The 25060-nt window shown below is 67.8% G+C and carries 25 protein-coding genes and 1 tRNA gene; 15 read left to right on the top strand and 11 right to left on the bottom strand.

Annotated elements, in window-relative coordinates; all coding sequences use genetic code 11:
- Window positions 1-87: 87 nt before the first annotated feature.
- Window positions 88-1362: a tetratricopeptide repeat protein gene (locus tag J2X55_RS12600; RefSeq protein ID WP_309823809.1), complete on the bottom strand. Its 1275-nt coding sequence runs from the start codon at window positions 1360-1362 to the stop codon at window positions 88-90.
- Window positions 1359-2603: an ATP-binding protein gene (locus J2X55_RS12595; RefSeq protein WP_115919209.1), complete on the bottom strand. Its 1245-nt coding sequence runs from the start codon at window positions 2601-2603 to the stop codon at window positions 1359-1361. Before J2X55_RS12595 ends, J2X55_RS12600 begins: the two co-directional genes overlap by 4 nt.
- Window positions 2604-2838: 235 nt before the next feature.
- Here J2X55_RS12595 and J2X55_RS12590 point away from each other — a divergent pair, with 235 nt between their 5' ends.
- The 6 genes from J2X55_RS12590 to J2X55_RS12565 all read left to right on the top strand — a co-directional run bounded on the left by J2X55_RS12590 (window position 2839) and on the right by J2X55_RS12565 (window position 8844).
- Window positions 2839-3909 (top strand): aspartate-semialdehyde dehydrogenase, encoded by a 1071-nt coding sequence (locus tag J2X55_RS12590; RefSeq protein ID WP_309823807.1) that lies wholly within the window; start codon window positions 2839-2841, stop codon window positions 3907-3909.
- Window positions 3910-4008: 99 nt separating this feature from the next.
- A complete protein-coding gene (locus tag J2X55_RS12585; RefSeq protein WP_115919205.1) occupies window positions 4009-5481 on the top strand; it encodes a malate:quinone oxidoreductase in 1473 nt (490 codons plus the stop codon).
- 7 nt (window positions 5482-5488) lie between these two features.
- Window positions 5489-6094 carry a thymidine kinase gene (locus J2X55_RS12580; RefSeq protein WP_115919203.1) on the top strand — a complete coding sequence of 202 codons (606 nt, stop codon included), beginning with the start codon at window positions 5489-5491 and terminating at the stop codon, window positions 6092-6094.
- Window positions 6095-6143: 49 nt separating this feature from the next.
- Entirely contained in the window at window positions 6144-7172 is a 1029-nt protein-coding gene (gene galE, locus J2X55_RS12575; protein ID WP_309823804.1) for a UDP-glucose 4-epimerase GalE, read from the top strand.
- Between the two features lie 63 nt (window positions 7173-7235).
- Window positions 7236-8030 (top strand): FCD domain-containing protein, encoded by a 795-nt coding sequence (locus J2X55_RS12570; RefSeq protein WP_309823802.1) that lies wholly within the window; start codon window positions 7236-7238, stop codon window positions 8028-8030.
- Entirely contained in the window at window positions 8023-8844 is an 822-nt protein-coding gene (locus tag J2X55_RS12565) for a siderophore-interacting protein (protein ID WP_115919197.1), read from the top strand. The genes J2X55_RS12570 and J2X55_RS12565 overlap by 8 nt, the downstream gene beginning before the upstream one ends.
- 19 nt (window positions 8845-8863) lie before the next feature.
- On the opposite strand, the gene J2X55_RS12560 is transcribed toward J2X55_RS12565, so the two are convergent.
- Together J2X55_RS12560 and J2X55_RS12555 are read right to left on the bottom strand one after the other, a co-directional pair.
- The gene (locus tag J2X55_RS12560; RefSeq protein ID WP_309823801.1) at window positions 8864-9643 is read right to left on the bottom strand and encodes an HAD-IIB family hydrolase; all 780 of its coding nucleotides are present in this window, start codon (window positions 9641-9643) and stop codon (window positions 8864-8866) included.
- A 143-nt stretch (window positions 9644-9786) separates the two neighbouring features.
- Window positions 9787-10152, bottom strand: coding sequence for an META domain-containing protein (locus J2X55_RS12555; RefSeq protein ID WP_181906509.1), 366 nt, complete (start codon window positions 10150-10152; stop codon window positions 9787-9789).
- A gap of 169 nt (window positions 10153-10321) precedes the next feature.
- On the opposite strand from J2X55_RS12555, the gene J2X55_RS12550 reads away from it, so the two are divergent.
- A complete protein-coding gene (locus tag J2X55_RS12550; RefSeq protein WP_309823799.1) occupies window positions 10322-12352 on the top strand; it encodes a S1 family peptidase in 2031 nt (676 codons plus the stop codon).
- 245 nt (window positions 12353-12597) lie between these two features.
- On the opposite strand, the gene J2X55_RS12545 is transcribed toward J2X55_RS12550, so the two are convergent.
- The 4 genes from J2X55_RS12545 to J2X55_RS12530 form a co-directional block, all read right to left on the bottom strand.
- A tRNA-Pro gene (locus J2X55_RS12545) sits at window positions 12598-12674 on the bottom strand.
- A gap of 131 nt (window positions 12675-12805) precedes the next feature.
- The gene (locus tag J2X55_RS12540) at window positions 12806-14266 is read right to left on the bottom strand and encodes a hypothetical protein (protein WP_309823798.1); all 1461 of its coding nucleotides are present in this window, start codon (window positions 14264-14266) and stop codon (window positions 12806-12808) included.
- A 172-nt stretch (window positions 14267-14438) separates the two neighbouring features.
- On the bottom strand, window positions 14439-15362 hold the full coding sequence (locus J2X55_RS12535; RefSeq protein WP_309823797.1) for a metallophosphoesterase: 924 nt from the start codon (window positions 15360-15362) through the stop codon (window positions 14439-14441).
- Window positions 15362-18058, bottom strand: coding sequence for a transglycosylase domain-containing protein (locus J2X55_RS12530; RefSeq protein WP_309823795.1), 2697 nt, complete (start codon window positions 18056-18058; stop codon window positions 15362-15364). The genes J2X55_RS12535 and J2X55_RS12530 overlap by 1 nt, the downstream gene beginning before the upstream one ends.
- A gap of 119 nt (window positions 18059-18177) precedes the next feature.
- Between J2X55_RS12530 and J2X55_RS12525 the strand changes: the two genes are divergently transcribed.
- The 3 genes from J2X55_RS12525 to J2X55_RS12515 all read left to right on the top strand — a co-directional run bounded on the left by J2X55_RS12525 (window position 18178) and on the right by J2X55_RS12515 (window position 19719).
- On the top strand, window positions 18178-18396 hold the full coding sequence (locus J2X55_RS12525) for a DUF4177 domain-containing protein (protein ID WP_115919177.1): 219 nt from the start codon (window positions 18178-18180) through the stop codon (window positions 18394-18396).
- The gene (locus J2X55_RS12520; RefSeq protein ID WP_309823793.1) at window positions 18393-18860 is read left to right on the top strand and encodes a RidA family protein; all 468 of its coding nucleotides are present in this window, start codon (window positions 18393-18395) and stop codon (window positions 18858-18860) included. Before J2X55_RS12525 ends, J2X55_RS12520 begins: the two co-directional genes overlap by 4 nt.
- Window positions 18861-18990: 130 nt before the next feature.
- Window positions 18991-19719 (top strand): phosphatase PAP2 family protein, encoded by a 729-nt coding sequence (locus tag J2X55_RS12515; protein ID WP_309823791.1) that lies wholly within the window; start codon window positions 18991-18993, stop codon window positions 19717-19719.
- A gap of 155 nt (window positions 19720-19874) precedes the next feature.
- Here the strand turns inward: J2X55_RS12515 and J2X55_RS12510 are convergent, their stop codons facing one another.
- On the bottom strand, window positions 19875-20024 hold the full coding sequence (locus tag J2X55_RS12510) for a hypothetical protein (protein WP_309823790.1): 150 nt from the start codon (window positions 20022-20024) through the stop codon (window positions 19875-19877).
- A gap of 369 nt (window positions 20025-20393) precedes the next feature.
- A complete protein-coding gene (locus tag J2X55_RS12505; RefSeq protein WP_309823788.1) occupies window positions 20394-21074 on the bottom strand; it encodes a hypothetical protein in 681 nt (226 codons plus the stop codon).
- Between the two features lie 264 nt (window positions 21075-21338).
- Here J2X55_RS12505 and J2X55_RS12500 point away from each other — a divergent pair, with 264 nt between their 5' ends.
- Genes J2X55_RS12500 through J2X55_RS12480 form a run of 5 tightly spaced genes read left to right on the top strand, consistent with a single transcriptional unit; the run spans window position 21339 to window position 24027 of the window.
- Window positions 21339-21929 (top strand): phosphatase PAP2 family protein, encoded by a 591-nt coding sequence (locus J2X55_RS12500; protein ID WP_309823786.1) that lies wholly within the window; start codon window positions 21339-21341, stop codon window positions 21927-21929.
- A 46-nt stretch (window positions 21930-21975) separates the two neighbouring features.
- Entirely contained in the window at window positions 21976-22347 is a 372-nt protein-coding gene (locus J2X55_RS12495; RefSeq protein ID WP_309823784.1) for a YbaB/EbfC family nucleoid-associated protein, read from the top strand.
- Window positions 22348-22406: 59 nt separating this feature from the next.
- Complete coding sequence (locus J2X55_RS12490; RefSeq protein ID WP_309823782.1) at window positions 22407-22712, top strand: type VII secretion target; 306 nt, start codon at window positions 22407-22409, stop codon at window positions 22710-22712.
- Entirely contained in the window at window positions 22712-23599 is an 888-nt protein-coding gene (locus J2X55_RS12485; RefSeq protein ID WP_309823781.1) for a hypothetical protein, read from the top strand. The genes J2X55_RS12490 and J2X55_RS12485 overlap by 1 nt, the downstream gene beginning before the upstream one ends.
- The gene (locus J2X55_RS12480; RefSeq protein ID WP_309823779.1) at window positions 23599-24027 is read left to right on the top strand and encodes a hypothetical protein; all 429 of its coding nucleotides are present in this window, start codon (window positions 23599-23601) and stop codon (window positions 24025-24027) included. Before J2X55_RS12485 ends, J2X55_RS12480 begins: the two co-directional genes overlap by 1 nt.
- Window positions 24028-24090: 63 nt before the next feature.
- Here J2X55_RS12480 and J2X55_RS12475 read toward each other — a convergent pair whose 3' ends face one another.
- Window positions 24091-25053, bottom strand: coding sequence for a hypothetical protein (locus J2X55_RS12475; RefSeq protein ID WP_147302427.1), 963 nt, complete (start codon window positions 25051-25053; stop codon window positions 24091-24093).
- Window positions 25054-25060: the final 7 nt, after the last annotated feature.

Below are 25060 nucleotides of genomic sequence, written 5' to 3'. Positions count from 1 at the left end.
GGACGTGCGTGACGTCGCCGCGGTGTCAGGGTCGCGCGGCTCGATCGTCTGAGGCTCGGCCCGGTGCGGCGGGATCGGCGACGGCGTTCACTTCGTCGTCTCCCGTCTTTCCTGGCCGGTTCTCGCGAAGGGCTCGGGCAGACGTTCGCCGGAGAACGCCCAGACGATGATGTAGAGCACCGATCCGACGAAGAAGAGCCCGAGCAAGACCACGGCGGCGATCGCCCCCGGCCACAGGAGCAGGATCAGCCCGGCCGGTCTCGTCATCACCGGCGGGATGACGCCGCGGGTCATGAGGTGGAACATCAGCACCAGCACACCGCCGACGTAGGCGCTCGACAGACCCAGGACCAGCGCAAGAGGGCCGAGAGGGTCGCCCGCGGTGGCGTAGAGCACGATGCCGATGAGGTCGAGGACGAGCGCCCCGGCGATGGCCCACGAGCTGAACTTCGAGAGGGGACCATCCTCCATCCGGGACGCGACGATGGGACGGAACAGCTCGCCCAGGTCGCGCCGCATACGCCGGAGCCACAGGCCCAGGATGGCGATCGTCGCGAAGAAGAAGAGAGCCTGAAGACCCGCGCCGACGAGATGGCCGAGTCCGGTGCCGATGCGCCATCCCCAGAGGCCCCCGGTCGGCACGCACACCGCGAGCAGAGTGACGCACAGGCCGAGCACGACCGTGACGGGAAAGACCAGCGCTCTGCTGGTCGCGAGTTCGAAGAACACGTCGTTGTCGTCACCCCCGGGATCCCTCGCCGCGCGGCGTGCCGTCTCGAGGAGCGCGTCCGAACCGCGCTGCCCCGGTCCTCCGAAGATCGCGAGGACGCGTTGGGCGTCGTCGTTCGTTGGGTCGATGCGCAGAGCGGAGGCCACGGTCTCGCGCGCCTCGCGCGCGCGACCCACCTTCCACAGGCACGACGCTCGAGCGAGATGCAGATCGATGTCATCGGGCTGCGTCTCGAGCGCCCGCTCGAGGGCGGGGAGGGCGTCCGCGGCGCGGCCGAAGGCGTGCAGGACTCGCGCGTAGGTGTACACCGCGAACGTGACCTCGGGTGCGAGAGCGTAGAGACGGTCGGCGGCGTGGAGGGCGTCCGCCTCGTGGCCGGTCTCCATCTGAGCGAGGGCCAGGAGGCGCCACGCCCACGCGTCGTCGGGGAAGGATGACACCGCGTCTCGGGCGAGCGGGGTGAGCTCGTTCCAGCGCTCGAGCTCGAGCAGGGCCTCCCCGACGATCCGCTGTGCGTCCGCGTTGCCGGGTTCGCGGGCGAGAACCACTCCCGCGTCGCGCAGCGCCTGCTCATGCCGTCCGAGATCGAGCAGCGTCTCGGCGTTACGGAGCGCGAGGGCGTCGTCGCTCACAGCCGGCGCACGCTCTTGAGGTAATCGCGCAGCTGGGTGAAGGTGCCGTCGTCGTCGCCGAAACGGACGACGTTGCGCGCCGCCTCGAGCCAGGGGCCCGTGGACGAGGTGGTTTGGGCGACACCGTGTCGCAGGTCGTCCATGCCGATGAGACGCGCGGTGCCGGTGCGTGCGCTCTCGAGCAGGGCGTTCTCGCTCGCGACCTCGCAGACGTACGCGATGTCGGCACCGCTGTAGCCGTCGGTCAGTGCCGCGAGCTCCGCGAGGTCGACGCCTTCGACAGGGCGTCGGGCCAGGTGGTGCCGGAAGATGGCGCGCCGCGCCTCTTCGTCGGGAGGGAGGACCAGAACCGTGCGGTCGAGACGGCCCGGTCGCCTCAGCGCGGGATCGACGTCCCAGGGCTGATTCGTCGCTGCGAGCACGAAGACGCCCTCGTTGTCGCTCGCGACGCCGTCGAGCTCCTCGAGCAGGGCGACGACGACCCCGCGCATCCCGCTGTGGCGGGCCTGCGAACGGCGCTGCCCGATGGCATCCAACTCGTCGAGGAAGATCACCGTCGGCGCGTCGCGGCGAGCGAGCTGGAAGAGGTCGCGGACATTGTGCTCGCTCTCGCCCAGGTAGCGGTCGAGGATGTCGCTGATTCCGACGGAGATGAACGAGGCGCCGAGTTCGCCGGCGATGGCGCGGGCGATGAACGTCTTGCCGCACCCCGGCGGCCCGTACATGAGCAGCCCACCCCGCAGGCTCTTGCCGTACAGCGTGCGCAGCTCGGGATTCTTCAGGGGGGCGAGGAACGCGGCGTTCAGGCGCTCTTTGACCTGGGTCATGCCGCCGACGTCGGCGAGCGTCGTCGTGGGTCGCTGCAGGTCGTGCGCGTCGAACGCCGGGGTGCCCTCGCCGTCGACGAACGCGGGCTGCGCGATGTGCCCCACCTCGGTCTCTGCGGCCGACCAGTCGAAACCGCCTTCCTGGCGGGGTGGGGCGGGAGGATCTGACGGCTGGCGCATCGCGGGATCGGGGGCGGGAAACGAGGCGGGTGCGGGAGCGCCCAGTGCCCGAGAGAGGAGGTCGCGGGCCCGTGCGTCGGTGGGGGAGTGAGACAGAACGGTGCTCGCCTCCGCCACCGCCTGTTCGGAGAGGCCGCGTTCCCACAGCTGCGACGCGAGATGCAGGCGCAACTCGTCGTCGAGTGGTGCGGCCTCGACGGCGCGACGCAGGGCTTCGATCAGCGGGTCGTTCATCGGTCTCCTCGCAGCGGGGGTGCCCTGCCATTGTGGGGGAGGCCACCGACACGTGCCAGATGGCCGTCCCCTCTGTGGATGGATCGCCGGGGCAGAGCAGCGGTCCTGCCATCCTTCCGCTCGCGACCGCCACGGCGGTCTCTACTGATCGGAGGGCTCGCGAGCGCACGCTACTCTGGCACGAATGCCGCGCGCATCCGTCCGCGCGCGCCCCCCGCGTACCCGAGGAACAGTCATGACCCGCATCTCCGATTCCGGAATCTCCCTCGCAGTCGTCGGCGCCACCGGCCAGGTCGGCACCGTCATGCTCGAGATCCTCGCCGAGCGTGCGTTCCCGATCCGCGAACTGCGTCTGTTCGCGACGGCGCGTTCCGCCGGCTCGTCGATCGAGTTCGCCGGTCACTCCGTCGTCGTCGAGGACGTCGCAACGGCCGACCCCACCGGTGTCGAGGTCGCACTGTTCTCCGCGGGTGCCACCGGCTCGCGCGCCCACGCCCCCCGGTTCGCCGAGGCGGGCGCGCTGGTCATCGACAACTCCAGCGCCTGGCGCATGGACCCCGAGGTTCCACTCGTGGTGAGCGAGGTGAACCCGCACGCGATCGATCAGGCCGTCAAGGGCATCGTCGCCAACCCCAACTGCACCACCATGGCCGCCATGCCCGTCCTGAAGGTCCTCGACACCGAGGCGGGCCTCGAGCGCCTCATCGTCAGCACCTACCAGGCCGTCTCCGGCTCCGGCCTCGCCGGTGCCCAGGAGCTCCTCGGCCAGGTCGAGGGCGTCCTCGCCCAGGGCGAGGTCGAGCGTCTCGTGCGCGACGGATCGGCGCTTCAGTTCCCCGAGCCCGAGAAGTACGTCGCCCCCATCGCCTTCGACGTCATCCCGTTCGCGGGCAACCTCGTCGACGACGGCCTCAACGAGACCGACGAAGAGAAGAAGCTGCGCAACGAGAGCCGCAAGATCCTCGAGCTGCCCGACCTGCGCGTCGCCGGCACCTGCGTGCGCGTCCCCGTCTTCACCGGCCACTCGCTCAGCATCAACGCCGAATTCGCCCGCGAACTCTCGCCGGAGCGTGCGCGCGAACTCCTCGCCGAGGCGCCCGGAGTGCAGCTCGAAGAGGTGCCCACCCCGCTGCAGGCCGCCGGCAACGACCCCAGCTACGTCGGCCGCATCCGCGCCGACCAGTCCGCGCCCGAGGGGCGGGGTCTCGTGCTGTTCATCAGCAACGACAACCTCCGCAAGGGCGCCGCGCTGAACGCGGTGCAGATCGCCGAGCTCGTCGCGCACAAGCGTCTCGCGACCGCCTGAGGACACGGCATCCGGATGCCGGGTGCGAGGTGTCTCGACATCGAACGGACGGTTCTCTCGATGTCGAGACACCTCTCGGCCCGCACCTAGAATCGACGGGTGACTGAAAACGTCGATGTTCTTCTCATCGGTGGCGGCATCATGTCGGCCACTCTCGGCACGCTGCTGAAGGACCTCCAGCCCGATCTCAAGATCGCGGTGCTCGAGCGTCTCAGCGACGTCGCCCAAGAGAGCTCGAACGCGTGGAACAACGCCGGCACCGGTCACGCGGCGCTGTGCGAGCTCAATTACACGCCCGAGGCCAAGGACGGCACGATCGATCCCGCCAAGGCCGTCACGATCAACGAGCAGTTCCAGCAGAGCCGACAGCTGTGGGCCTCGCTCGTCGCCGAGGGCGTGCTCGATGAGCCGTCGACGTTCATCAACGCCACGCCCCACATGACCTTCGTCCGCGGCGAGAAAGACGTCGCGTTCCTCCGCAAGCGCTACGAGGTGCTCAAGCAGCAGCCGTTGTTCGCGGGCATCGAGTACACCGAGGACTCACGCGTCATCAACCAATGGGCGCCGTTGCTCATGCAGAAGCGTCGCAAGGGCGAGCCCTTCGCCGCCACGCGCGTGCCCGCCGGTACCGACGTCGATTTCGGTTCGCTGACGCGTCAGCTGTTCGCGAATCTGGCCGAGAAGGGTGTCGAGGTCGCGACGAACCACGACGTCAAGAAGCTGAAGAAGCAGAAGGACGGATCGTGGGAGGTCACGTACCGCCACGTGATCGGTGGCACGCCCGGCTCGATCCGGGCCAAGTTCGTCTTCGTCGGCGCGGGTGGATGGGCTCTCAAGCTCCTGCAGCGTTCCGGCATCCCCGAGATCAAGGGCTACGGCGTCTTCCCGATCGGCGGGCAGTGGCTGAAGACCTCGAACCCCGACATCGTCGCGAAGCACCGTGCGAAGGTGTACTCGCAGGCGTCGGTGGGCGCGCCCCCCATGTCGGTGCCGCACCTCGACACGCGTGTGATCGACGGGGAGTCGTCGCTGCTGTTCGGACCGTTCGCCACCTTCAGCCCGAAGTTCCTCAAGAACGGCTCGATGCTCGACATTGTCACGCAGGTGCGCGCGCACAACATCCTGCCGATGCTCAAGGTCGCCGTCGACAACCCGGGCCTGATCAAGTACCTCGTCAGCGAGCTGCTGAAGACCCACTCGAAGAAGGTCGACAGCCTGCGCGACTTCATGCCCACGGCCAAGGACGAGGACTGGGAGCTGCTCGACGCCGGTCAGCGCGCCCAGGTCATGAAGCGCGACAAGGACAAGGGCGGCGTGCTGCAGTTCGGCACCGAGGTCGTCACCTCGGCCGACCACTCGATCGCAGGTCTCCTCGGAGCCTCCCCGGGCGCCTCGACCGCCGTGTCGATCATGCTGGGGCTCATCAAGACGTGCTTCCCCGAGCGCATGGCCGACTGGGAGCCGCGACTGCGCGACCTGATCCCCAGCTACGGCGAGACGCTGAACACGAACCCCGCCGCGGCGCGGAAAGAGCTGGATGCCACGGCCCACGCTCTCGCGATCAACCCCTGAGTCGCGCGTGGCGAAGCTGTACTTCCGCTACGGAGCGATGAACTCGGGCAAGTCGACGGCCCTGCTGCAGGCGGCGTACAACTACGAGGAGCGCGGGCAGCGTGTGCTGCTGGCCAAGCCCGAGATTGACACCAAGGGCGCCGACCAGATCGACAGCCGCCTCGGCGTGAAGCGCGCGGTCGACTTCCTCGTCGCGCCCGACGACGACCTGCGCGAGGTCTTCCACACCGCAGCGGGCCACGCCCCGGTGGCGTGCCTGCTGGTCGACGAGGCGCAGTTCTTCACCGCCGCGCAGGTCGACGATCTCTTGCGCATCGCCGTGCTCGACGGCATCCCGGTGCTCGCCTACGGCATCCGCACCGACTTCCGCACCGAGGCCTTCCCCGGATCGGCCCGCCTCATGGAGATCGCCCACAGCCTCGAAGAGCTGAAGACGATCTGCCGGTGCGGGCGGAAGGCGATCTTCAATGCACGGCTGGTGGGTGGTCGGTTCGTCTTCGATGGCGATCAGGTCGCCATCGACGAGGGGCAGATCGAGGGCGAAGTGACGTACGAGTCGATGTGCGCAGCGTGCTACCTGCGCGAGTCCGGCGGGCGGCTCGACGGGCGCTGAGCCCGTCTCGCGCGATCGGCGCGGTGTCGCCGAGCGATAGCCTGGAGGCATGCGCGTACTCCTGGCCGGCGGAGCCGGTTACATCGGAACCCACACGGCCGTCGCCCTCCTCGAAGCGGGTCACGACGTCGTCCTCCTCGACGATCTGTCGGGCACGCACGCCGTCGCCGCCGAGCGGGTCGAGACGATCACCGGCAAGCCCGCGCCCCTGATCGTGGGCGACGCCGCCGACGAGGCCGTTGTGACAAAGGCGTTCGATGAGCACGGGCCGATCGAGGCGATTATCCACCTGGCGGCCTTCAAGGCCGTGGGGGAGTCCACGCAGAAGCCCCTGGAGTACTACTCCAACAACCTCGACACCACCTTCGCTCTGCTGCGCGTGGGTATCGCCCGCGGCATCCGGAGCTTCGTCTTCTCGAGCACGGGCACGGTGTACTCGGACCCGGCCGATCTCCCCTTCACCGAGGAGTCGACGACGAGCATCGATCTGTCGAACGCGTACAGCAAGTCCAAGCGCATGAACGAGGTCGTCCTCGCCGACGTGGCACGGGTGAACCCCGAGCTCAATGTCACCGTGCTGCGCTACTTCAACCCGGTGGGCGCGCACCCCTCCGGTCTGATCGGCGAAGACCCGGCCGGCATCCCGAACAACCTCATGCCCTTCGTCTCGCGCGTCGCGATCGGCACCCTCGATGAGATCGGGGTCTTCGGCGCCGACTACGACACCCCCGACGGCACCGGCCTGCGCGACTACATCCACGTCGTCGACCTCGCCGAGGGCCACGTCGCCGCGCTCGAGCAGGCGAAGCCCGGCCACCAGGTGTTCAACCTGGGAACCGGTCGCCCGGTGAGCGTGCTCGAACTCGTCGCCTCGTTCGAGAAGGCCGTGGGGCGCGGACTGCCGAAGAAGATCCTCGACCGTCGTCCCGGAGATGTGGCCGCGACCTACTGCGACCCGTCCAAGGCCGGCGAGGTCCTCGGTTGGCGGACGCGTCTCGGCATCGACGACGCGTGCCGCGACTACTGGAACTGGCAGACGACCAACCCGGCCGGGTATCGCACGACCGCCGAGGTCTGACCCTTCCGCGCGTAGGGTGGTGTGGTCGGGCCACACCACCGTGTCCGCGGGACGGGGGATGTCATGCCGAACACCGCACCCCGCGCTTGGCAGGTGGTCCTCGAACGCATCGAGGGCGACCTCCGCGAGGGACGCCTGGCTCCCGGCGACCGGCTGACCCCGGAGCGCGAACTCGCGACACAGCTCGGCGTCGGTCGCTCGAGTGTGCGCGAAGCGGTGCGGGTGCTCGAGGTGCTCGGTGTCGTCCGCACGGCGACGGGCTCCGGGCCCACCGCCGGGGCGATGATCGTGACGACTCCCCGGGGTGGACTGGCCGCCTTCCTGCGGCTGCAGGTCGCCGCGAACGGCTTCCCCCTGACCGACGTGGTCCGCACGCGCATCGTGCTCGAGTGCGATGTCGCCGAGCGCTTGGCCCGCGATGACGTCGACCTCGCCGAGGTGGTCGGCATCCTGGATGCGATGGATGCCGAGGGCCTGGCGCCCGACGAGTTCCTCGCCCTCGATGCGCGCTTCCACCAGGTCCTGTCCGAGGTGTCGGGCAATGCGGTCATCTCGGCGATGATGGCGGGCCTGCGCAGCTCCATCGAGGCGTACACGCGCGCGGGCGCCGCTCGTCTCAACGCGTGGCCCACCGTGGCCGAGCGGCTGCGATCGGAGCACCGCCGGATCGTCGCGGCGGTCTCCGAAGGCGACGCCGACAGTGCGCGCGAGGCCGTACGCGCGCACATCACCGACTACTACACCGAGGTGGCGCAGGCGCTGAGCCCGTCCGACGCGGCCGAGGCCGCCGTCGGTGACGCGGCGCGGGCAGCCGTGCGCTCCTCACCGTCCGCTTCGGAGGAGGATCCCCATGAGTGATCGACCCGCGCGCCCGCCACGCCCCCAGCACGTGCTCCACGTCGTCGAGACCGAGCGTCTGACCCCGCATCTCGTCCGGGTGCGCGCTCGGGGCGAGAACCTCGCGGCATTCCGCGACAGTCCCCACACCGACAAGTACGTCAAGATCACCTTCGCGAAGCCGGAGCTGGGCCTCGAGCCGCCGTACGACCTGGCCGCTTTGCGCGAATCCCTTGCGCCGGAGGATCTCCCGGTCACTCGCACGTACACGGTGCGCGCGGTCGACGGGGATGAGGTGACCATCGACTTCGTCGTGCACGGGGACGAGGGCCTCGCCGGCCCGTGGGCGGCGCGGGCGCAGCCGGGGGACCGTCTCGTGGTGTCGTCGCCGGGAGGCGGCTACGCACCCGACGCCACGGCGGACTGGCACCTCTTCGTCGGCGACGAGTCCGCGATCCCCGCGATCGCCGCGGCTCTCGAGGCACTCGCCCCGGATGCCGTCGGCGCGGCGTTCCTCGAAGTCCAGGCCGCTGACGAGCAGCTCGCGCTGGCCGCTCCCGCCGGCGTGGAGATCACCTGGGTTCACCGAGGGGCTGCGGTGGCGGGTGCGACGAACGTCCTGGCGGATGCCGTGGCCGCGTGGCATCCGCTCGACGGACGAGGACACGTGTTCGCGCACGGAGAGCGAGAGGCGATGAAGCGGATCCGCGATCTCGTCTTCACCCGGTGGGGCTTGGCCCGCGAGCAGGTCTCCCTGTCGGGGTACTGGGCCTACGGCCGCACCGAGGATCGGTTCCAGGCCGAGAAGCGCGAGCCGATCGGGCAGATCCTCTGACGGCTCGCGCTGCCCGGGCTCACTTCCCGGTTCGTGCGGGAAGCGTCGGGATGAGCTTCTCGAGGAACGCGGCGGTGTCTTCCCAGCCGTGCACCGCCTGGCACTCGACGCCCATGGCCAGCACGGGATAGTCGTTGCCGTCCGGGTCGAGGCGGTCGCCGACGAAGAGCATGTCGTCGAGGGGGATGCCGGTGGCCTCGACGAGCTTGTTCATGCCGTAGGCCTTGTCGATGCCGCGGTGGGTGATGTCCACCGAGGTCGATCCGCCGGAACGCACCTCGAGGTCGGGAATGCGGTTCGCCACGGCCTCGCGCAGGCTGTTCTTCTTCTCGCCGGTGGGGTCCCAGGCCATCTTCGCCTCGAGGGGGGCGGACTGCCCGAGTGCCGAGAACGTGATCTGGGAGCCGCGGTCTTCGAGGATGTCTCCCCACGGTTCCGACTCCCAGAGGCCGAGGCGCTCGGCCTCTTCGCGCACGGCCGCGAGAGCGCGCTGCTTCTCGTCGTCGGTGAGCGAGTGGGCGTAGACCGTCTCGACGCCGGCGGGCGTGAGCAGGTAGTACTGGGTGCCGCAGGTGGGCATGAGGTGGAAGTGCGAGAGCTGTTCGGGAGAGGCTTCGGGCAGGCGCTCGACGACCTGGCTGCGGAACTGCTGGAGCTGCCCGCCGGAGATGATCGCGACCTCGACCTTCTCGGCGAGGGCGAGCAGCAGGTCGCCGATGCGCGGGTCGATCGCCGACTTCGAGGGGGCGAGGGTGTCGTCGAGGTCGAAGGCGACGAGGCGGGGCGAGGCGTCGGACACGGTGCTCCTGAAAGGTGAGAGGTCGTCGCACGGAGGTGTCGCGTGCGCGCGGCGGGCGGGCCGCCGAGGGGCCCGCATACGAAGTGATTCTACCGGCGGGCTCCCGCCGCCCCTTCCGGCGCGCAGCGGGTGGGCGCGCGGGCTCAGACGTCGCGGGTGAGGATGCCGATCTCGGCGCCTGCGCGGTCGAAGACGGTGAGCGTGTCTTCGGTGATCGTCGCGGTGGCCACCTTGCGAAGCCAGGTGTCGACGCCCATGCAGGCCTTCAGCGTGGACAGCCCGAGACGGACGGTGAGGGTGTCGCCCTCGCGGGAGTACGAGCCGTTGAGCCCGTTGCAACCGTCGCTGCCGGTGAGGGTGCCGTCTTTCAGGGTGAAAAACTCCGGACCCTGCCCGACCCACCGGCCTTTTTCGGATGCACGGGAGGGATCGCTGGCGGGGGAGGCGCACGCCGTTGCAATCATGCCGCCGACGGCGAATGCGGCGAGGGCGGCGAAACGGCGGGACATGAGAATCTCCTCATCGATACCGGAAAACGAAACAATGCTCATAAACAATGCTCAGGTTGCCCTAAGGTAATGCTCGACGCTGAGAGATGGGTGGGGGCCCTATCGAGATTCCCGTCCTGCCTCATCGCGCGTTTTGACCGACACATGAGATGAGACGATGACACGAAACATGAAGCGTATGGGGTGGGCCGCAGCGTCCACCGCCGTCGCGCTCACCGCCTCCGGTCTGCTGGCCCCCGCGGCCTTCGCCGGGGAAGACCAGTCGCTCGCGCCGACCTCCGGTCCGGCATTCGACGCGACCGCGCAGCAGCTCCTGGCCAACGACGACGTTCAGGCTGTGACGAAGGACACCCAGGGCCGCGTCGTCGTCTACACGACCGAAGCCGAGGGTGAGGCGAAGACCTTCGCCGACTCCAAGTCGAACGTCGTGGTCAAGCACATCGACAGCCCGTTCAGCCCGAAGGCCGAGACCGACGTGGTGGCGGGCGCTGGGTACTTCAGCGCCGACCCCTCCGCTCCGCCTACGGCCGCCGGCGGCCTGTGCTCGATCGGCTTCACGGGATTCACGCCCACCGGTGCCCCCGCCGTCATCACGGCCGGCCACTGCAACGACGACGGCGCGTTCACCGCAAGCGTGCTGACGGTTCCCACGGGGGATCCCGCGGGCGGCGGCGCCGCCAACAACGATGACGTCTCGTTCCGCGCCCCTCTCGGCACGCTCGGCTTCTCTCAGTTCGGCGGACCCGGCAACTCCGCCGGCACCGTCGGCGACAAGGCATCCGTCGACATCGCCGCCATCGACGTGACCAACACCGCGCTGAACCTCAAGCCGGAGATCACGAACTGGTCGACCGCGAGCTCGGGTGACCTCTCGCTCTCGACCATCGCCGTGACCTCCGTCGGTAAGGTGCAGGCGGGCCAGGTCTCGAAGTCGGGTCGCACGACCGGTTACACCTCGGGTACCGTGCTCGAGCTCGAAGGATGGGCGAAGGTCGGCGACCGCGAGGTGTACGGCTTCCCCGTCGAGAGCGCCGAGGTCATGGTCCTCGAGGGTGACTCGGGCGGTGCCGTCTTCCAGGGCAACACCGCGGTCGGTGTCGTCTCGGGCGGCGACGCTGCCGGAACGCTGCTCTGGGCAGCCGACCTGCAGGCGGGCCTCGAGCGGACCGGTGGCTACACCGTCGCCGTCGAGATCGCCGCGCCCGCTCTCGTGACCCCCGCGAACGGCGGCGAGATCGGTGTCGGCGGAACCATCTCCGGCACCGCGCCGGCCGGCACGACCGTCGAGATCAAGCCCGCCTCCGGCGCGGCTTTCGACGCCCTGACCGACGCCGCGGGCAACTGGAGCTTCGCGGCCCCCGACAAGCTCGGTACCTACGCGTTCTCGGTGACGGCGAAGAGCGGCTTCAGCCGGTCGCCGTCGGTCAATGCGACCGTCGAGGTCAAGGCGGCACCGCCGGTCATCACCTCGCCCGGAAACGGCTCGATCATCATCGACCAGCTGAATGAGTTCACGGGGACCGGTCTCCCCGGAGCGACAGTGACCCTGACTGCCGAGACCGTCGACGACTCCGCGCCCGGTGACGACGCGCAGGTCAAGGTGGCCCCGGCAGCCGTCGCCGCGAACGGCAGCGCGGTCGTGCGTGCGGACGGCACCTGGTCGATCCCTGTCGACCTCGGCATCGGTGCGTACAACGTCTCGGCGACCCAGGCTCGTGACGGTCAGGTCTCCGCTGCGGCTGTGATCTACTTCACGATCGCCCCGCCGGCGCCGACGATCGACGGCATCCAGGATGGCGCGACCTACAGCGGTGCGGCTGTTCCGACGTCTGTCTCGGGTACGGGAGTCAACGGCGCGGAGATCGTTGTCGTGGTCAACCAGAACGAGGTCGCTCGCACCACGGTGCAGAACGGCACGTGGTCGGTCGTGCTCCCCACCGCTCTCGGTGAGGGCGCGTACGAGCTCGGTGCTGTCCAGACGGTCCAGGGCGTGTCGAACGGCACGTACCTGAACTTCACCGTCGTCGCGGCTGCTGCCCCCGCCCCGAGCGGTACCCCCGCGCCGGCCGGCAACGGCGGTGGCCTGGCGGTCACCGGTATGGGCGGCGACGTCGCTCCGCTGGCCTGGGGTGCCCTGGCGCTCCTGCTCGGTGGGATCGGCGCCCTCGGCTTCCGCTCGCTGCGTCGGGCGAAGAGCTAAGCACGATTGAGCAAGCGCCCCCGGTGCCTCCCCGTTTCGGGAGGGGCCGGGGGCGCTTCGTTATGCCCGGGAACACGCAGGAGGTGATCGCCAGCAGCACGTGCCTTCGAGCGCGGGTGTGGGAGCGACTCGTTCGCGGTCCGTCGGCGCGGTCGGCGGGTGCGCCGGGCGTCTCGGGGCGATGCTCGGCCGGGATATGCAAGAAGGGCCCTCCGCCTGAGCGGAGGGCCCTTCTGTTGATGCAGTGGTCGGGGTGACAGGATTTGAACCTGCGGCCTCGTCGTCCCGAACGACGCGCGCTACCAAGCTGCGCCACACCCCGTTGCAACTAGACAAGTCTACCCTGCAGCGAGGAGTGCTTCGAACCACTCCGGGAGTTTGAGTTCGATCGATCGGGTTCTGCCGGAGCGGGCTGCGGGCTGGAGAGCGACGCACGCCCACGCCGGCAGAACATCAGCCGGCCAGTGGGTCTGCGCGTCGGCGACCGCGCCGCCAGGCGTACATCCCCACGGCGATGGCGACAGCGGAGACGCCGCTCGTCACCGCGAGTGACGTCCCGGAGACTCCTGTCAGTGCGAGTGCCGCGGGAACCAGCGGGGGTGTCGGCGGTGCCAGTGGAATGACTGCGGGGAGGGTCGCGGGGGTCGCCGTCGGGGAGGGCTCGGGGTCAGCGGGCGGCGGGGCGAAAGCCAGTTGCTCCGTCTGCGCGGGAGTGGCGAAACGCTCCATCCAGAAGTAGCGCGGAGGGAAGTTGGCGACCGAATCAGGATCCTGTGACGTGCGCTCGATGCGCCACACCGCCGTGTAGACGCCCGGACCGGGCAGGGAGGCGGACACCGTCCGATAGACGGCGGGGCCGATCTTCGGGTCGCTGCGGAGTTCGAGGTGGGCTACCGGGCTGAGGTTCGACGGGATCACGGGTGACTCGGCGGGAAACGCATTCGTCCGGTAGACGTCGGCGGTTGCGCTCACGATGACGAAAGACCCGTCGCTCTGTCGCGGCCAGACACCGTCACCGGCGGACACCATGACGTCATCGACGAATCGGCCGCGGGAGTCGATGGTGGCCGCCGTCTCGATCCGGGGGGAGAAGCGCACGGGCCGCGGTGAGGCGTCTTGGGCCGTCAGGGTGAAGGTGGTCGGTTCGGCCGGCCCGGCCGATTCCTGCTGCCCCGGGGTCGAGTAGTACCGGATGGCCGCCGAACGCACGGTGAATGTCCCCGCAGCGCGGGCGACGTACGGCCGTCCATCGTCGGACGCCGTCGCCGGGGCGATGATCGGGTACGTGGCTGCCCCCTGGACTCCGACGCGCTCGGAGCTTCCCGTGTCGGCGAAGAGCGCGTTCTCGAGTCGGAGTGTTCCCGAGGCGGTCGGGTCTACATCGAGCGTCACCGCTCCCCGCGTGGGATCGTCTTCGTCCATCGACAGCGTCAGCGCGCCGCCGACGCGTGGAACGGCCACGCTCTCGGCTTCGGCTAGATACTGCACCGTGCGCTGCTGGATCGCGCTGCTGTTCTCGGGGCTCGCTCGACGCATGATGTAGTCGATCGCCTCGGTCAGCTCGTTCCCGCCGTACCCCCAGGAGTGCAGCGTCGTATCCCTGTCGACGATGGCTTTCACCGCCCAACCGACGCTCGCCGCCTGCACCGCGTCGCCGGTCTGTCCGTAGGTGCTGACGAGGTAGTTGATGGAGACGAGTTGCTGCGGGGTGAGCCCGTTGACGTCGGTGGACACGCCGTGGTCGGTCGTGGTTCCGGTGGCGACGGGGAGACCGGGGTGGATGCAGTAGGTGTGAACGTCTCCCACTCGCATAGATCCGTGCCATCCGGTGCGGGAGAGCGGCGCCCACGTGCCGAAGCCCGTGCCTCGGTCGGCGGCGTTCGCAGCCGGGGCCACGGCGATGCCCAAGAGCACGGCGGCGAGCGTCAAGACGGCGGGGAGCCGTCGGAGAGAGGGTGGACGGTGGCGCATCGGGGGAGTCCCTTCGGTCGAGGAACTCGATCCTCGGGGAACGGCCCGTATCCCGGACGTGCGAAGGGGCCGATCCGTGTACGGATCGACCCCTGAGGCGACTGTGGAGAACGTGTCAGCGCGGCAGCAGAGTGAGCAACGATGCCTCCGGGCGGCACGCGAAACGCACGGGCGCGTAGATCGAGTGCCCGAGCCCCGCGCTGACGTTCAGCGGCACGGTGCGGCCTTCGTGGGTCCAGTCGCTGAGCCCGCGTGCTTGATCCAGCGGGATGTCGCAGTTCGACACGAGCGCCTCGCGACGGAACGGCACCCGCACCTGTCCACCGTGCGTGTGTCCCGCGAGCAGCACGTCGGCGCCGAGGTCGGTGAACGTGTCGAGAGTGCGCCGGTAGGGCGCGTGCATCACGCCGAGAGTGAGGTCGGCGGCATCCAGGCGTTCCAACACCGGGGGGATGAGCTCGGGGTGATCCCACTTGCGGTGCGCGTCGTTGACGCCGAAGGCGGTGACGCGGAGCCCCTTCACCTCGAGCGACACCGCGGAGTCATCAAGGATCTTCCAACCGAGGTCGTCGGCGAAGTACCGGTCGAGAGCTTCGACATCGAGATGCTTGTGCGCGGGCTGATGCCCGGACGGCCCGGTGAAGTAGCGCAGCGGGTTACGAGGAGCCGGTTCCTGGAAGTCATTCGACCCGTGCACGACGAGACCCGGAACGCCGCGCAGGGGCGCGAAGGCTGCCCGGATGCCGGTGAGCCCGTCACGGTGACCCAGATTGTCGCCCGTGTTGACGACGAGGTCGGGAGACAGCTCCGCCAGGCGCGCCATCCATTCCTGCTTGCGGTGCTGCCACGGGGCCATGTGCGCGTCGGAGACATGCAGGACGCGGACCGGCTCAGCTCCCTTGGGAAGCACACGCAGCGCGTGGTAGCGGACGGTGAAGAGGTAGCGCTCGATGCCCATTCCCCACACCGCCGCCCCGACAGCGGCCGCCCCCGCGACCCCGAGGGGCGCGAGGGCGGTCGTCTTGAGAACGGACTTCATCAACACTTCTTCGCGGTGATCGACAGCGCGATGGCGGTGCTCTTGTTCGTCGCGGTGTCGGCGGCGGGATTTGTCGACGTCACCCGGCCCTCATTCGGGGCGTTGCCATCCACCTGACAGCCGCCGATCGACACGTTCGTGAACCCGGCCGCGTTCAACGCGGCCTGAGCCGCGGGAACGGTCTGACCGCCCACGTTCGGCACCGTCGCGCCCTGCCCGTTGCCGGGACTCAGCGTGATCTGCGAACCCGCGGGGGCCGTGGCGCCGCCCGGGTTCTGCGCGGCCACCGTGTCGGCACCCGAGGGGGAGTCGACGGGGTCGCCGACCGTCACGCGGAAGCCGGCTGCCGTAAGCGTGGAGGTGGCGTTGTCGATGCTCTGGCCCACCACGTTCGGCAGGTCGCGCTGCTGCGTGCGAAGGAGGTTCGAGACGGGGTCGGGGAAGCGGTCTCCGCCGTAGATGTCGTCCGCTGCGCGCTGGACATCTCGAGCCAGGCGGTAACGCAGGTCACTCAATTGGATGCGGTTCGCGTACTTTCCGAACAGAGTGGTCGTTCCACCGTCCCAGTTTCCGACCCACACCGCGGTGGTGGTGTTCGTGGACGACTCGATCATCCAGGTCTCGTGGGCCTCATGAGTACCGGTCTTGCCGAGCACCGGGGTGCCGTCGCCGGGATTGGCAGCTGCACCGGTGCCGTTCCCCGTCATGACGCCCTGCAGAGCGTAGGCGGCGGTGGCGGCGATCTCGGGCGTGAGCGCCGTCTCGCACTGCAGGTCGGGGATGGGGCGATCGGAGCCGTCTGCCGCGGTCACCTTGTCGATGACCTTGGCCGGGCAGCGGCTGCCGCCGTTCGCCACGGTGGCGAAAGCGCCAGCCATGGCGATCGGAGAGATGTTGTCGCTACCGATGACCTCGTTCGCGTTCGCCATCGTGATCTCTTTGCCGTCACCCGTGGTGACGCCCATCTTCTTCACGACCTTGGCGATGTCGCAGAGGTCGAGCTCGGCCGCCATGGCGAGGTAGCCGGTGTTGAGCGAGTCGCGCGTGAACATCATTGGCGTGCCGACGTAACCGCCGCTGTTACCGAAGTTGTTGATCGTGTAGTTGCCCTGGTTCACCCAGTTGCCGGCGCACGAGTTGGTCATATTCGGCACGGGGCGTAGGCGTCCGTTCAGCGTCTCGTTCAGGGAGTGGCCCTTCTCGAGCCAATCGACGAGAGTGAAGAGCTTGAACGTCGATCCGGCGCTGAAGCCGATCGAGCCGCCGTTCGTCGAATCGCCCGCGAAGACGATCGAGTTGTACGAGGGGTCCGATTCGGCCAGGCTCGGGTCCTGCGTGAACTTCGTGTTCTGCGCGATGGCGAGGAGGCGGCCTGTCTTCGCCTCGAGGCTGACAGCGGTCGCTCCGAACTTCAGCTGGTCCATGGACGCCGGGGCGTTGTCGCTCATCGTCTTCTGAGCGGCATCCTGGACGTTCCAGTCCAGAGTGGTCTGGATGGTCAGACCGTCCTGCCGCAGAGCGCGGACGCGATCATCGGTCTCGGCTCCGAAGGCAGGAGAGTTGAGGATCGTCGACACGACGTACTGGCAGAAGTACGGCGCTGCGGACGACGCGCAGCCCTGGTCGGTCGGCGTGATCTTGGGGGTGATCGGCTCGATTGCGGCGGCGACGTACTGTTCGTGCGTGATCTTGCCGTCGATCTCCATGCGGCTGAGAACGTAGAGCTGACGGCCCTTGGTCTCGCTGTAGCCGTCGGCGGCGTTGACGAGCTGCTCTTGGGTGATCTCGCCGTTGTCGCGCAGCGTGTAGAGCGCCTGGATCGTGCTCTGGTCGACGTCGTCGATCGAGCCGTCGGGTGCCTTGTTCCAGGACGTCTCGCCGTCGCTGATCGAGCCGCTCTCGCGGTCGATGCGGAAACGGTTCGGGTTCTGCACCATGCCCGCGAGGACCGCCGCCTGGCCGACGCTCAGGTTGGCGGCAGGAGTGTCGAAGTAGTAGCGAGCCGCGGCGTCGATGCCGTAGGTCGTGCCGCCGAAGTTAGCGATGTTGAGGTACCCGAGAAGGATCTGGTCCTTCGTGTACTCCTTCTCGAGCTGGATCGCGTACCGCATCTCCTGCAGCTTGCGCTGGTAACCCGCTGCGCCGTCGGACTGCACAGCCTCGAGGGCGCACTTCTGCAGCGCTTCGTCACGCGAGACCGCCGCGGTGGTCTCGGTGGCCTCGACGGCCTTCGCGTCGCGCTCGCAACGCTGCACGAGCACGTTCTTCACGTACTGCTGGCTGATCGACGAGCCACCCTGCGTCTCGCCGCCCGAGGCGTTGCTGAGCAACGCGCGCGTCGTACCGATGAGGTCGACACCGCCGTGCTGGTAGTAACGCGGGTCTTCCGACGAGAGGATTGCGTCGTACATGACGGGCGAGACCTGGTCGAAGGTGACCGGAGAACGGTTCTGGTCGTAGAACTTCGCCAGCACCCGGTCGCCGGCCATCAGCGTCGTCGGCTGCATGAGCTCGTCGGGCTTGAGGTAGCTGGGCATGTTGTCGAAGACGGTGATCGCGCTGGAGGCAGCGGCACCGGAGACGGCGATAGCCGGCGTCACGGCGGCGGTGACCAGGAGTCCGGCGACCGCGCTCAGGCCGACCAGGCCGACGATGCCGCCGAGGGCACCGCTAGCCGTTCGTTTGTTCTCGGGCATAGGCTTGATGCTAAGCGACGTTGCTGGGCGATGCCTTGAAGGCGTGCGCTCGCGCGCGGACGCGTCCACCCTCGCGCGCACGATCTCTGCGCGCTCCGAGCCACCTCCGGGAGCCCGTCATGACCACGTGGGAGTACCTCACCACGCCCCTGCTGATCCACAACACCGCGGCCATCCTCAACAACTGGGGCAAGCAGGGGTGGGAACTCGTGCAGGTGGTTCCCGGTCCCGAGGGTGGGCTCGTCGCCTACTTCAAGCGTCCCACCGGGGGCGGTGCCGCCAACGCCGGGCTGGGTGCCGCCGAGACCGCCGCGCGCCAGTTCGAGGGCCAGCAGTGAGCGTCTCCGAGCGCCTCGCCGCCCTCGGCGTCGACGTGCCGTCGGTCGTTCCGCCGGTCGCGTCCTACATCCCGGCCAAGCGCCATGGCGACCTCGTCTACACCTCGGGCCAGCTCCCCATGGTCCAGGGCGCCCTGCCTGCGACCGGCAAGGTCGGCGAGTCCGAGGGTCTCGTCGACCCCGCCGACGCGAAGACCTACGCCCGTCAGAGCGCGCTGAATGCGATCGCTGCGGCAGCAGCTGTCGTCGGCGGCGTCGACAACCTCACCGGCGTGCTCAAGCTCACCGGCTTCGTGGCATCCGTCCCCGAATTCACCGGGCAGCCCGGCGTCATCAACGGCGCGAGCGAGTTCCTCGGCGAGGTCTTCGGTGAGACCGGCGCCCACGCTCGTTCCGCGGTCGGGGTGCCCGTCCTTCCCCTCGACAGCCCCGTCGAGGTCGAGGTCATCTTCACCGTCGCCTGACGACGATTCCGGATGCCGGCACCCCGGCATTCGCACGAGAGGGACGCCCCGGCTGCACGGGGCGTCCCTCTCGTCGTCGTTTGGTCGCTGTCTCGGCTGATTCAGAAGTGTGCGGGGGCAGGATGCCCCCGTGACCTCCTCTTCCGCGCCGAGTGGGCCGTCGATGGCCGAGAGCGCTCTTCTCACTCCTTCGGCTCACCTCCGGCGCGACATCGTGGTGGCGATCTCGACCATCGTTGTGCTCATCGCCGTGGGATTCGTTCTCCGCTTCGTGCCGATAGACGTGGCGTTCTCGAACGCGGCGCATCACCTGCATGTCAGCGCGCTCACTCAGGTGGCGGAGGCGTTCTACCGCTCGCTGAAACCGCTGCCCGCCGCGGGCATCATGATCGTCGCCACGGTCGCCGTTGGAGTTCTCTCCCGCCGGTGGCAGGTCGCCCTCGCCTTCTTCGGGGGAGTGGCCGTGACGTGGGGTCTCGCGGAAGCGGCGAAGCTCATCGTCGACCGACCGCGGCCGGGAATGTCCGACGCGATGACACAGGCCGTGGGCGCAACAGCCGACCCGTCGTTCCCGAGCGGTCACGTCGCTTTCACGGCATCCTTCGCCGCCGTGCTGATCTGCGCGCTCTGGGCGACGCGATGGCGCGCACTGGGGATCGTCATCGGGGTGGTCCTCGTCGTCGGGATGTCGGTGTCCGTCGTGATCATCGGCGTCCACTACGCTGGCGACGCCCTGGCATCCATCGTCTGGGTGGCGGGGGTGTATCCGGCGGTGCGGGCGGGAGGGGCCATGTTCATCCCCCGCGTCGACGCTCTGCTGTTCCGACGGCGCGTCGGTGCGAGGGGATCCGAGCGATGATGGCGGCTCGCGGGGGTTCAGCTTTCCGGTTCTCGAGTACTCGGGAGGAGGGTCGATGCGACCGTTGCGATACCGTCCGGGTTCTCCGGACCGAGTAACCAATCGCCGAATCGAGCCCTTAGGAAGAGTCCGGGCCGCGCAGCCGGCTACGGGTACTACAGATCGATGGCTCCGCTGCGCTTCATGATCAGATGGGCGGGGGCGTCGAGCGCTTCTTGCCAGCGCACCTTTTCGGCCAATTCGTATCCGGCCCGGTCGGGGCGCCTCACGCATAGGTCGAGGGTCGACTTCGCGCCGGTGGTCACGCGGTGCCGAAACTACGCGCACCACCGACAAGCGCATCGCCTCGCCCGTGGCCGCTCGCCGACAATTTGACGAGCCGCGCGAGCGCGGATGAAAGATGGGCGTGAGCGACTACAGCGGGTAACCGGTTATCTGCACTCTTCAGAAGCTGCCCAAGCGCCTCCAGATCCCCGCCCCAAGCTGCACCTGAACCGCTGGGGTTGATCGTTCGTCACTTCTCCAGCAGCGCGTCGTTGCACAAGAGGAACTCGGATCGGAGGTACCCGGAGCTCCCTACCTCGGATCGAATAGTGCCAAGGCTGTGGCTCACTCTCAGCAAGACACAGCCTTGGCGCTATTGAACTGGCGGGTATCTATGCCCGCCGTCAGCGTTACAGCGTTAGCGGTGCCGTGGACTTCTGCAGAGCCAGCGTACCGCCCGAATAGCCGATGCTCAGCGCTCCGAAGCTAGCGGAAATGGAGTCGAGCGAACCGCCCTGATTGCCCTCGTAAATGAAACCTGCCTGCAACGTGTCGGTGCACCCTGAAGTGTCCCACGTGACAGTCACGCGACCCTGGTCTGCGCTGTTGACAAATCCGCTGACCGCCGCGTCCACCTCCCACACCACGGAATTGGTGGTGACACCGCTGTCGTACAGCGTGGTGGTGTTCGTGACTCCGCCGTTCAGATCCTGTGTGGTTGCACGCGGATTTGAACGAGCGCCGCAGGACGAATTGAAGCCGAGGGAGGCAACGTCACGCGGATCGGTTTGTCCTGCGAAGTCGTTGCGCCAATCCCAGCTACCGGTCACATCGATGATGGGACTCGTTCCTTGTCGGAAGGAGGTAATGGCGACTGTGAAAGAATCCGACGGGAGAGACCCCGCCGCCGCGATCGCATCGGTGCTCGTTGGATCGGAATTCTTCGCCAAAGCCTCTTCTGCGCCCTTCGCCGTAGTCGGTCCAGTGATGTTTGTGCTGACCTTGAATTCGCCGCCGATGCTCTCGACAAACTGTTCGAGGCCCACGTAGTCCCCGGGGTTCTCGTTCTGGTAATTCTCGATCTCAGCCATGAACTCATCGTGTGTGAGTTCGGTGGGAGCTGCGTGAGCGGCCGGAGCGAGCGTGAGCATTCCAAGCGCAAGAGCACCGCCGCTAACGACGGCACAGGACTTCTTACGAATTGACATAAATATCTCCTCGTTGGTCATCTGGGACGGACAACACGTTTATGCACAAGGAGGAGGGTGGCAACTGTGTCAACTCATTTTGGAGCGGACTGCCGACTGATTGCCAGGCTATTCAGAGGTTGAATTGCGGCGGTCGGGGGTGCGATCTTGCCCCTCGTTCCTCGAGTATGCTGCGGTCATTTCGTCACGTATCGCCTTTCGGACTACCCAGTACAGCGCATACAAAGCAACCGCGGCGAGGGTGATCAGCAGCACAAGCGATGTGATTGCGTCCATGTTCTTAGCGTTTCATGGATCGACTGGACCTGGAACCCGATACGCGAACGCTGTCGTAATAACTGGAGGCCATCCCCTCGACGTGCGACACGTGATCCGAGGGTTCGTTGCCGCCGCCCGCGGCCCGGGTTGGCCGAGGCGGTGACGCATGCGGTCGGCGCGACGGCCGACCCGTCGTTCCCGAGCGGTCACGTCGCTTTCACGGCATCCTTCGCCGCCGCGCTGATCTGCGCCCTCTGGGCGACCCGGTGGCGCGTCCTCGGCATCGTGGTCGCGCTGGTCCTGGTCGTGGGCATGTCCGTGTCGGTCGTGGTCATCGGAGTGCACTACGCCGGCGACGCCCTGGCGTCCGTCGTCTGGGTGGCAGGGGTGTACCCGGCAGTGCGGGGCGGAGGGGCCTTGCTCGTCATCCCCGGGGTCGAACGCGCGATACGGCGATCGGTCTCGTCGCGGGGGCGCTGATTCGCTAGCATCGAGGCCGAGTCGATCACCGGGGGGAAGGACTCGCATGGATGACGCTGCACAGATGCTCATCGCCATCGCCGGCCAGCTGGAACGAGCCAAGGAGCTCTCCCACATTGCGCAGGAGCTGTCGGGTGAACTCGCCATGTTGAGGGGAGTCGGTCGAAGCGATGACGGTGGAGCGACGGTGACGGTCGACCATCAGGGCATCGTCATCGACGTCGTGCTGTCGGACGCGATCTCGGGTGCTGACGGCCCAACCGTCTCGGACTGGGTTCAGTCTGCGACGGCTCGAGCGATCGAAGATCTCCAGCGGCAGGCAGAGCCACTTCGGGCGGCGATCCTGCAACCGCACCTCCAGGCTCCGACTGTTGACTTCTCTCAACGGATTGACGAACTTTTCGAACGGGTGCAGTGATTGGACGCGGAGGCGTCGGCTGACGGCGGCGCAAAGGACGGATACGAGGGGGGCCCACGATGACAGATCTCGACGTGCAGGCAGACGTTCTGCATGCGCACGCATCCCGCCTACGAGCTTCAGCGGATCAGTTCGACAGCGCCGGTGCGGCGGCTTTGCGTGCGGTCGCCCTGCAGCCCGAGGCGTTCGGCTTGCTCTGCTCGTTCCTCGTGCCGGTGGTGACCCTGCAGCAGACGACGACCGTCGGCGCTCTCGGTGCGCTGCGGCTCGCACTCGAGGCAGAAGCGACCGCGGTGGCCGCAGCAGGCACCACGTACGCGCTCCTCGATGATCACCTCGCTGCCGAGATCGCGAGAGTCATCTGATGTCGCTCATCGTCGCCCCGACCTACGAGAGCGGGCTCAGCGGAGAGGCCGTGCTGGGTGCGCTGCCCGTCGCCGGCGCGATCGCCGACTCCGTCAGTGACTTCGGTAGCGGCAACATCACCTCTGGCGTGATCGACGCTGCGGGATCCGTGCTCGATGTTGTCAGCGTGATCGCGAATCCGATCGCGACGCTGGCTTCCTCCTGCGCCTCTTTTCTCCTCGACTACATGTCGCCTCTGCACGAAGAGCTCGAGCGGCTGACCGGAAGTCCGGAAATGGTTCGCGCGCTGGGTGAGACCTGGGACAACGTCGGTGACGCACTCACCGCTGTGGCCGAAGAACGCGAGCAGGCTCTGCGCAACCTCCGGGAATCGTGGCACGGCGCCGCTGCGACGGGGTACGAGACGGTGGCCAACGGACTGACGGCGATTATGCGTTCACTTGCCGAGGCAGCGCACAGCAACGCGAACGGGCTCCGCCTCGCGGCTTCTGTCGTGCAAATTGTCTACGAGATCGTGAAGGGGATCATCGCCGATCTCGTCGGGCAGTTGATCCAGGCGGTCGTCATCGCGCTCGCGTCTGTCGGGGTGGGCATCCCCGCCGTTGTTGCACAGTGCAGCACGAAGATCGCCGCTCGCGTGCCTCAGGTCGCTCGGTGGGTCGAGAAGATCCAAGAAGTGATGCAGAGAATCCAGAGCGTCGTTGAACGATTCACCCAGTTCGGCCGCGAATTCAAGGTGAGGACGAGTGGTCTGGAGGAGGTGTTGGGGATCGACAGGGTCCAGGTGAGTTTTCAGCCGGTGGATCTCGTCAACATCGTCAAGGGGACCAATTCGGGTCTGGCGAAGTCAGCGGATGCCGAAGCGGAAAGCTCGGAAGGAAAGTGATGGGTGAGCCGGACTTCATTGGCCTTCCAGTCGACGTGCAAGAGCGCTTAGCCCTTCGCGAGACGCAATACGCGGCGGCACGTGAACGCGGGGCGGCCTTCACAGGTGTGCTCGACGTCATGGATTCCCTGACGGGCACCGCATCCTCGTATCAGGGCGAGGTTCGGGCGACCGTCTCGTCGCGGGGTTTGCTCACCGATCTGCAAATTTCGTCTCGCGGTCTCGCTCTCGGCCCGCGAGCGCTCAGCCGTCTGATTACATCGACGATCCGCAGTTCACTGCTCGATCTTCAGGACAAGATGACGGCGGTAGTGAACGCGACAGACAGAGGAGTGGCCGGAGCGTCCGTGCTCGAAGAGGCGCGGGCTGGCCTGGCCGGACCGCTGAGCATGCTCGACCAATCGGACTCCTCACCGAAACGGGAGTGAACCGCACATCGGACTCTGTCCGGTGATGCCGTAGCTCGTCCGAAACTGTCGCGGGGTCACTCGTTACGTGCGCGGAGGGCCCGTTTCGCCTGAGAGCGTAGACATGACAGTGGGGATGCCGAGGGGTGCCCCCGACCCGATGGTCACGCCCCCGAATTGCGCACTGAGATACAGGCCCGGACGCGCACCCGGAGGAGTCTCCCAGTGCTCAACCGCCTCGCTGCGCTTCATGATGACGTTCCCGGGAGCTTTCGGTGCGTCTTGCCAGGGCACCCTGCCCGCTAGCCCGAATCCTTTCCAATCGGGGCGAACCAGGCGCTGGTCGAGGGTCAACCGTGCGCCGCCAGCGATGTCGCTGGGAAAGACGCCTGTGCCGGCGGTGAGAGGGTTTGCGCGCCCCCAAGCTGCGGGAGGAACAGAGCCGACCAGCGTGGCAAGCGTTGACGCGACGGATCGGATGGCCGGAAGGTCGTAGACAGCGAGGCCGTAAACGACGATCATGCCCGCTCGGATGACGAGGGCGTTCACAGGCGGGAGAGCTGCGAGAGCGCCGACGAAGGCGCCTTGGAGGACGTCGGTAGCAAACGCCGGGACGAAGCCCTCGATCTGCCAGCGTCCGTCGGGAGTGCGCGGCGGATCGAGTGGCGGGAGGACGAGTCCATAGTCCTTCTGCGTTGCGGTGGTGTCAACGAGTCGAAGTTCGGGCAGGGACTCGGGTAACCCGATCCACACGGCGTGGGTTTCGCGCCGATCGCCGTAAGGGATACCGCCGTTGGTGGTGCTGTACTGGTACCCCACGACGCATGCTGCCCGGAACGAGCGGGTATCGACGGAGCCATCGACGACTTGTGTCAATCCGACCGGCCAGATGTCGAAGCCGTCCTTTCCCCGCAGGACGGCCTCAGCCAGTTCGAAGGCGGGCGGAGGCTGTGCTTCGCTCCACGTCCAGCCCTGCGCGGTGACGTCTTGCCTCAGTGCTTCCCGTTGCCGCGCGGCTTCTTCGCGCTTGCGCTTGCCGAAGATCACGTTCGCA

The sequence above is a fragment of the Microbacterium sp. 1154 genome, assembly GCF_031455375.1.
Lineage (GTDB): Bacteria > Actinomycetota > Actinomycetes > Actinomycetales > Microbacteriaceae > Microbacterium.
Note: the sequence above shows the minus strand (reverse complement) of the source record. Positions and strands in the feature narration are given on the sequence as shown.

Bases quoted from the DNA above. Each gene is read 5' to 3' on its own strand.
- J2X55_RS12595 (WP_115919209.1), bottom strand. From the start codon at position 2,603: ATGAACGACCCGCTGATCGAAGCCCTGCGTCGCGCCGTCGAGGCCGCA.
- J2X55_RS12590 (WP_309823807.1), top strand. From the start codon at position 2,839: ATGACCCGCATCTCCGATTCCGGAATCTCCCTCGCAGTCGTCGGCGCC.
- galE (WP_309823804.1), top strand. From the start codon at position 6,144: ATGCGCGTACTCCTGGCCGGCGGAGCCGGTTACATCGGAACCCACACG.
- J2X55_RS12570 (WP_309823802.1), top strand. From the start codon at position 7,236: ATGCCGAACACCGCACCCCGCGCTTGGCAGGTGGTCCTCGAACGCATC.
- J2X55_RS12565 (WP_115919197.1), top strand. From the start codon at position 8,023: ATGAGTGATCGACCCGCGCGCCCGCCACGCCCCCAGCACGTGCTCCAC.
- J2X55_RS12555 (WP_181906509.1), bottom strand. From the start codon at position 10,152: ATGTCCCGCCGTTTCGCCGCCCTCGCCGCATTCGCCGTCGGCGGCATG.
- J2X55_RS12550 (WP_309823799.1), top strand. From the start codon at position 10,322: ATGAAGCGTATGGGGTGGGCCGCAGCGTCCACCGCCGTCGCGCTCACC.
- J2X55_RS12535 (WP_309823797.1), bottom strand. From the start codon at position 15,362: ATGAAGTCCGTTCTCAAGACGACCGCCCTCGCGCCCCTCGGGGTCGCG.
- J2X55_RS12530 (WP_309823795.1), bottom strand. From the start codon at position 18,058: ATGCCCGAGAACAAACGAACGGCTAGCGGTGCCCTCGGCGGCATCGTC.
- J2X55_RS12525 (WP_115919177.1), top strand. From the start codon at position 18,178: ATGACCACGTGGGAGTACCTCACCACGCCCCTGCTGATCCACAACACC.
- J2X55_RS12505 (WP_309823788.1), bottom strand. From the start codon at position 21,074: ATGGCTGAGATCGAGAATTACCAGAACGAGAACCCCGGGGACTACGTG.
- J2X55_RS12495 (WP_309823784.1), top strand. From the start codon at position 21,976: ATGGATGACGCTGCACAGATGCTCATCGCCATCGCCGGCCAGCTGGAA.
- J2X55_RS12490 (WP_309823782.1), top strand. From the start codon at position 22,407: ATGACAGATCTCGACGTGCAGGCAGACGTTCTGCATGCGCACGCATCC.
- J2X55_RS12485 (WP_309823781.1), top strand. From the start codon at position 22,712: ATGTCGCTCATCGTCGCCCCGACCTACGAGAGCGGGCTCAGCGGAGAG.
- J2X55_RS12480 (WP_309823779.1), top strand. From the start codon at position 23,599: ATGGGTGAGCCGGACTTCATTGGCCTTCCAGTCGACGTGCAAGAGCGC.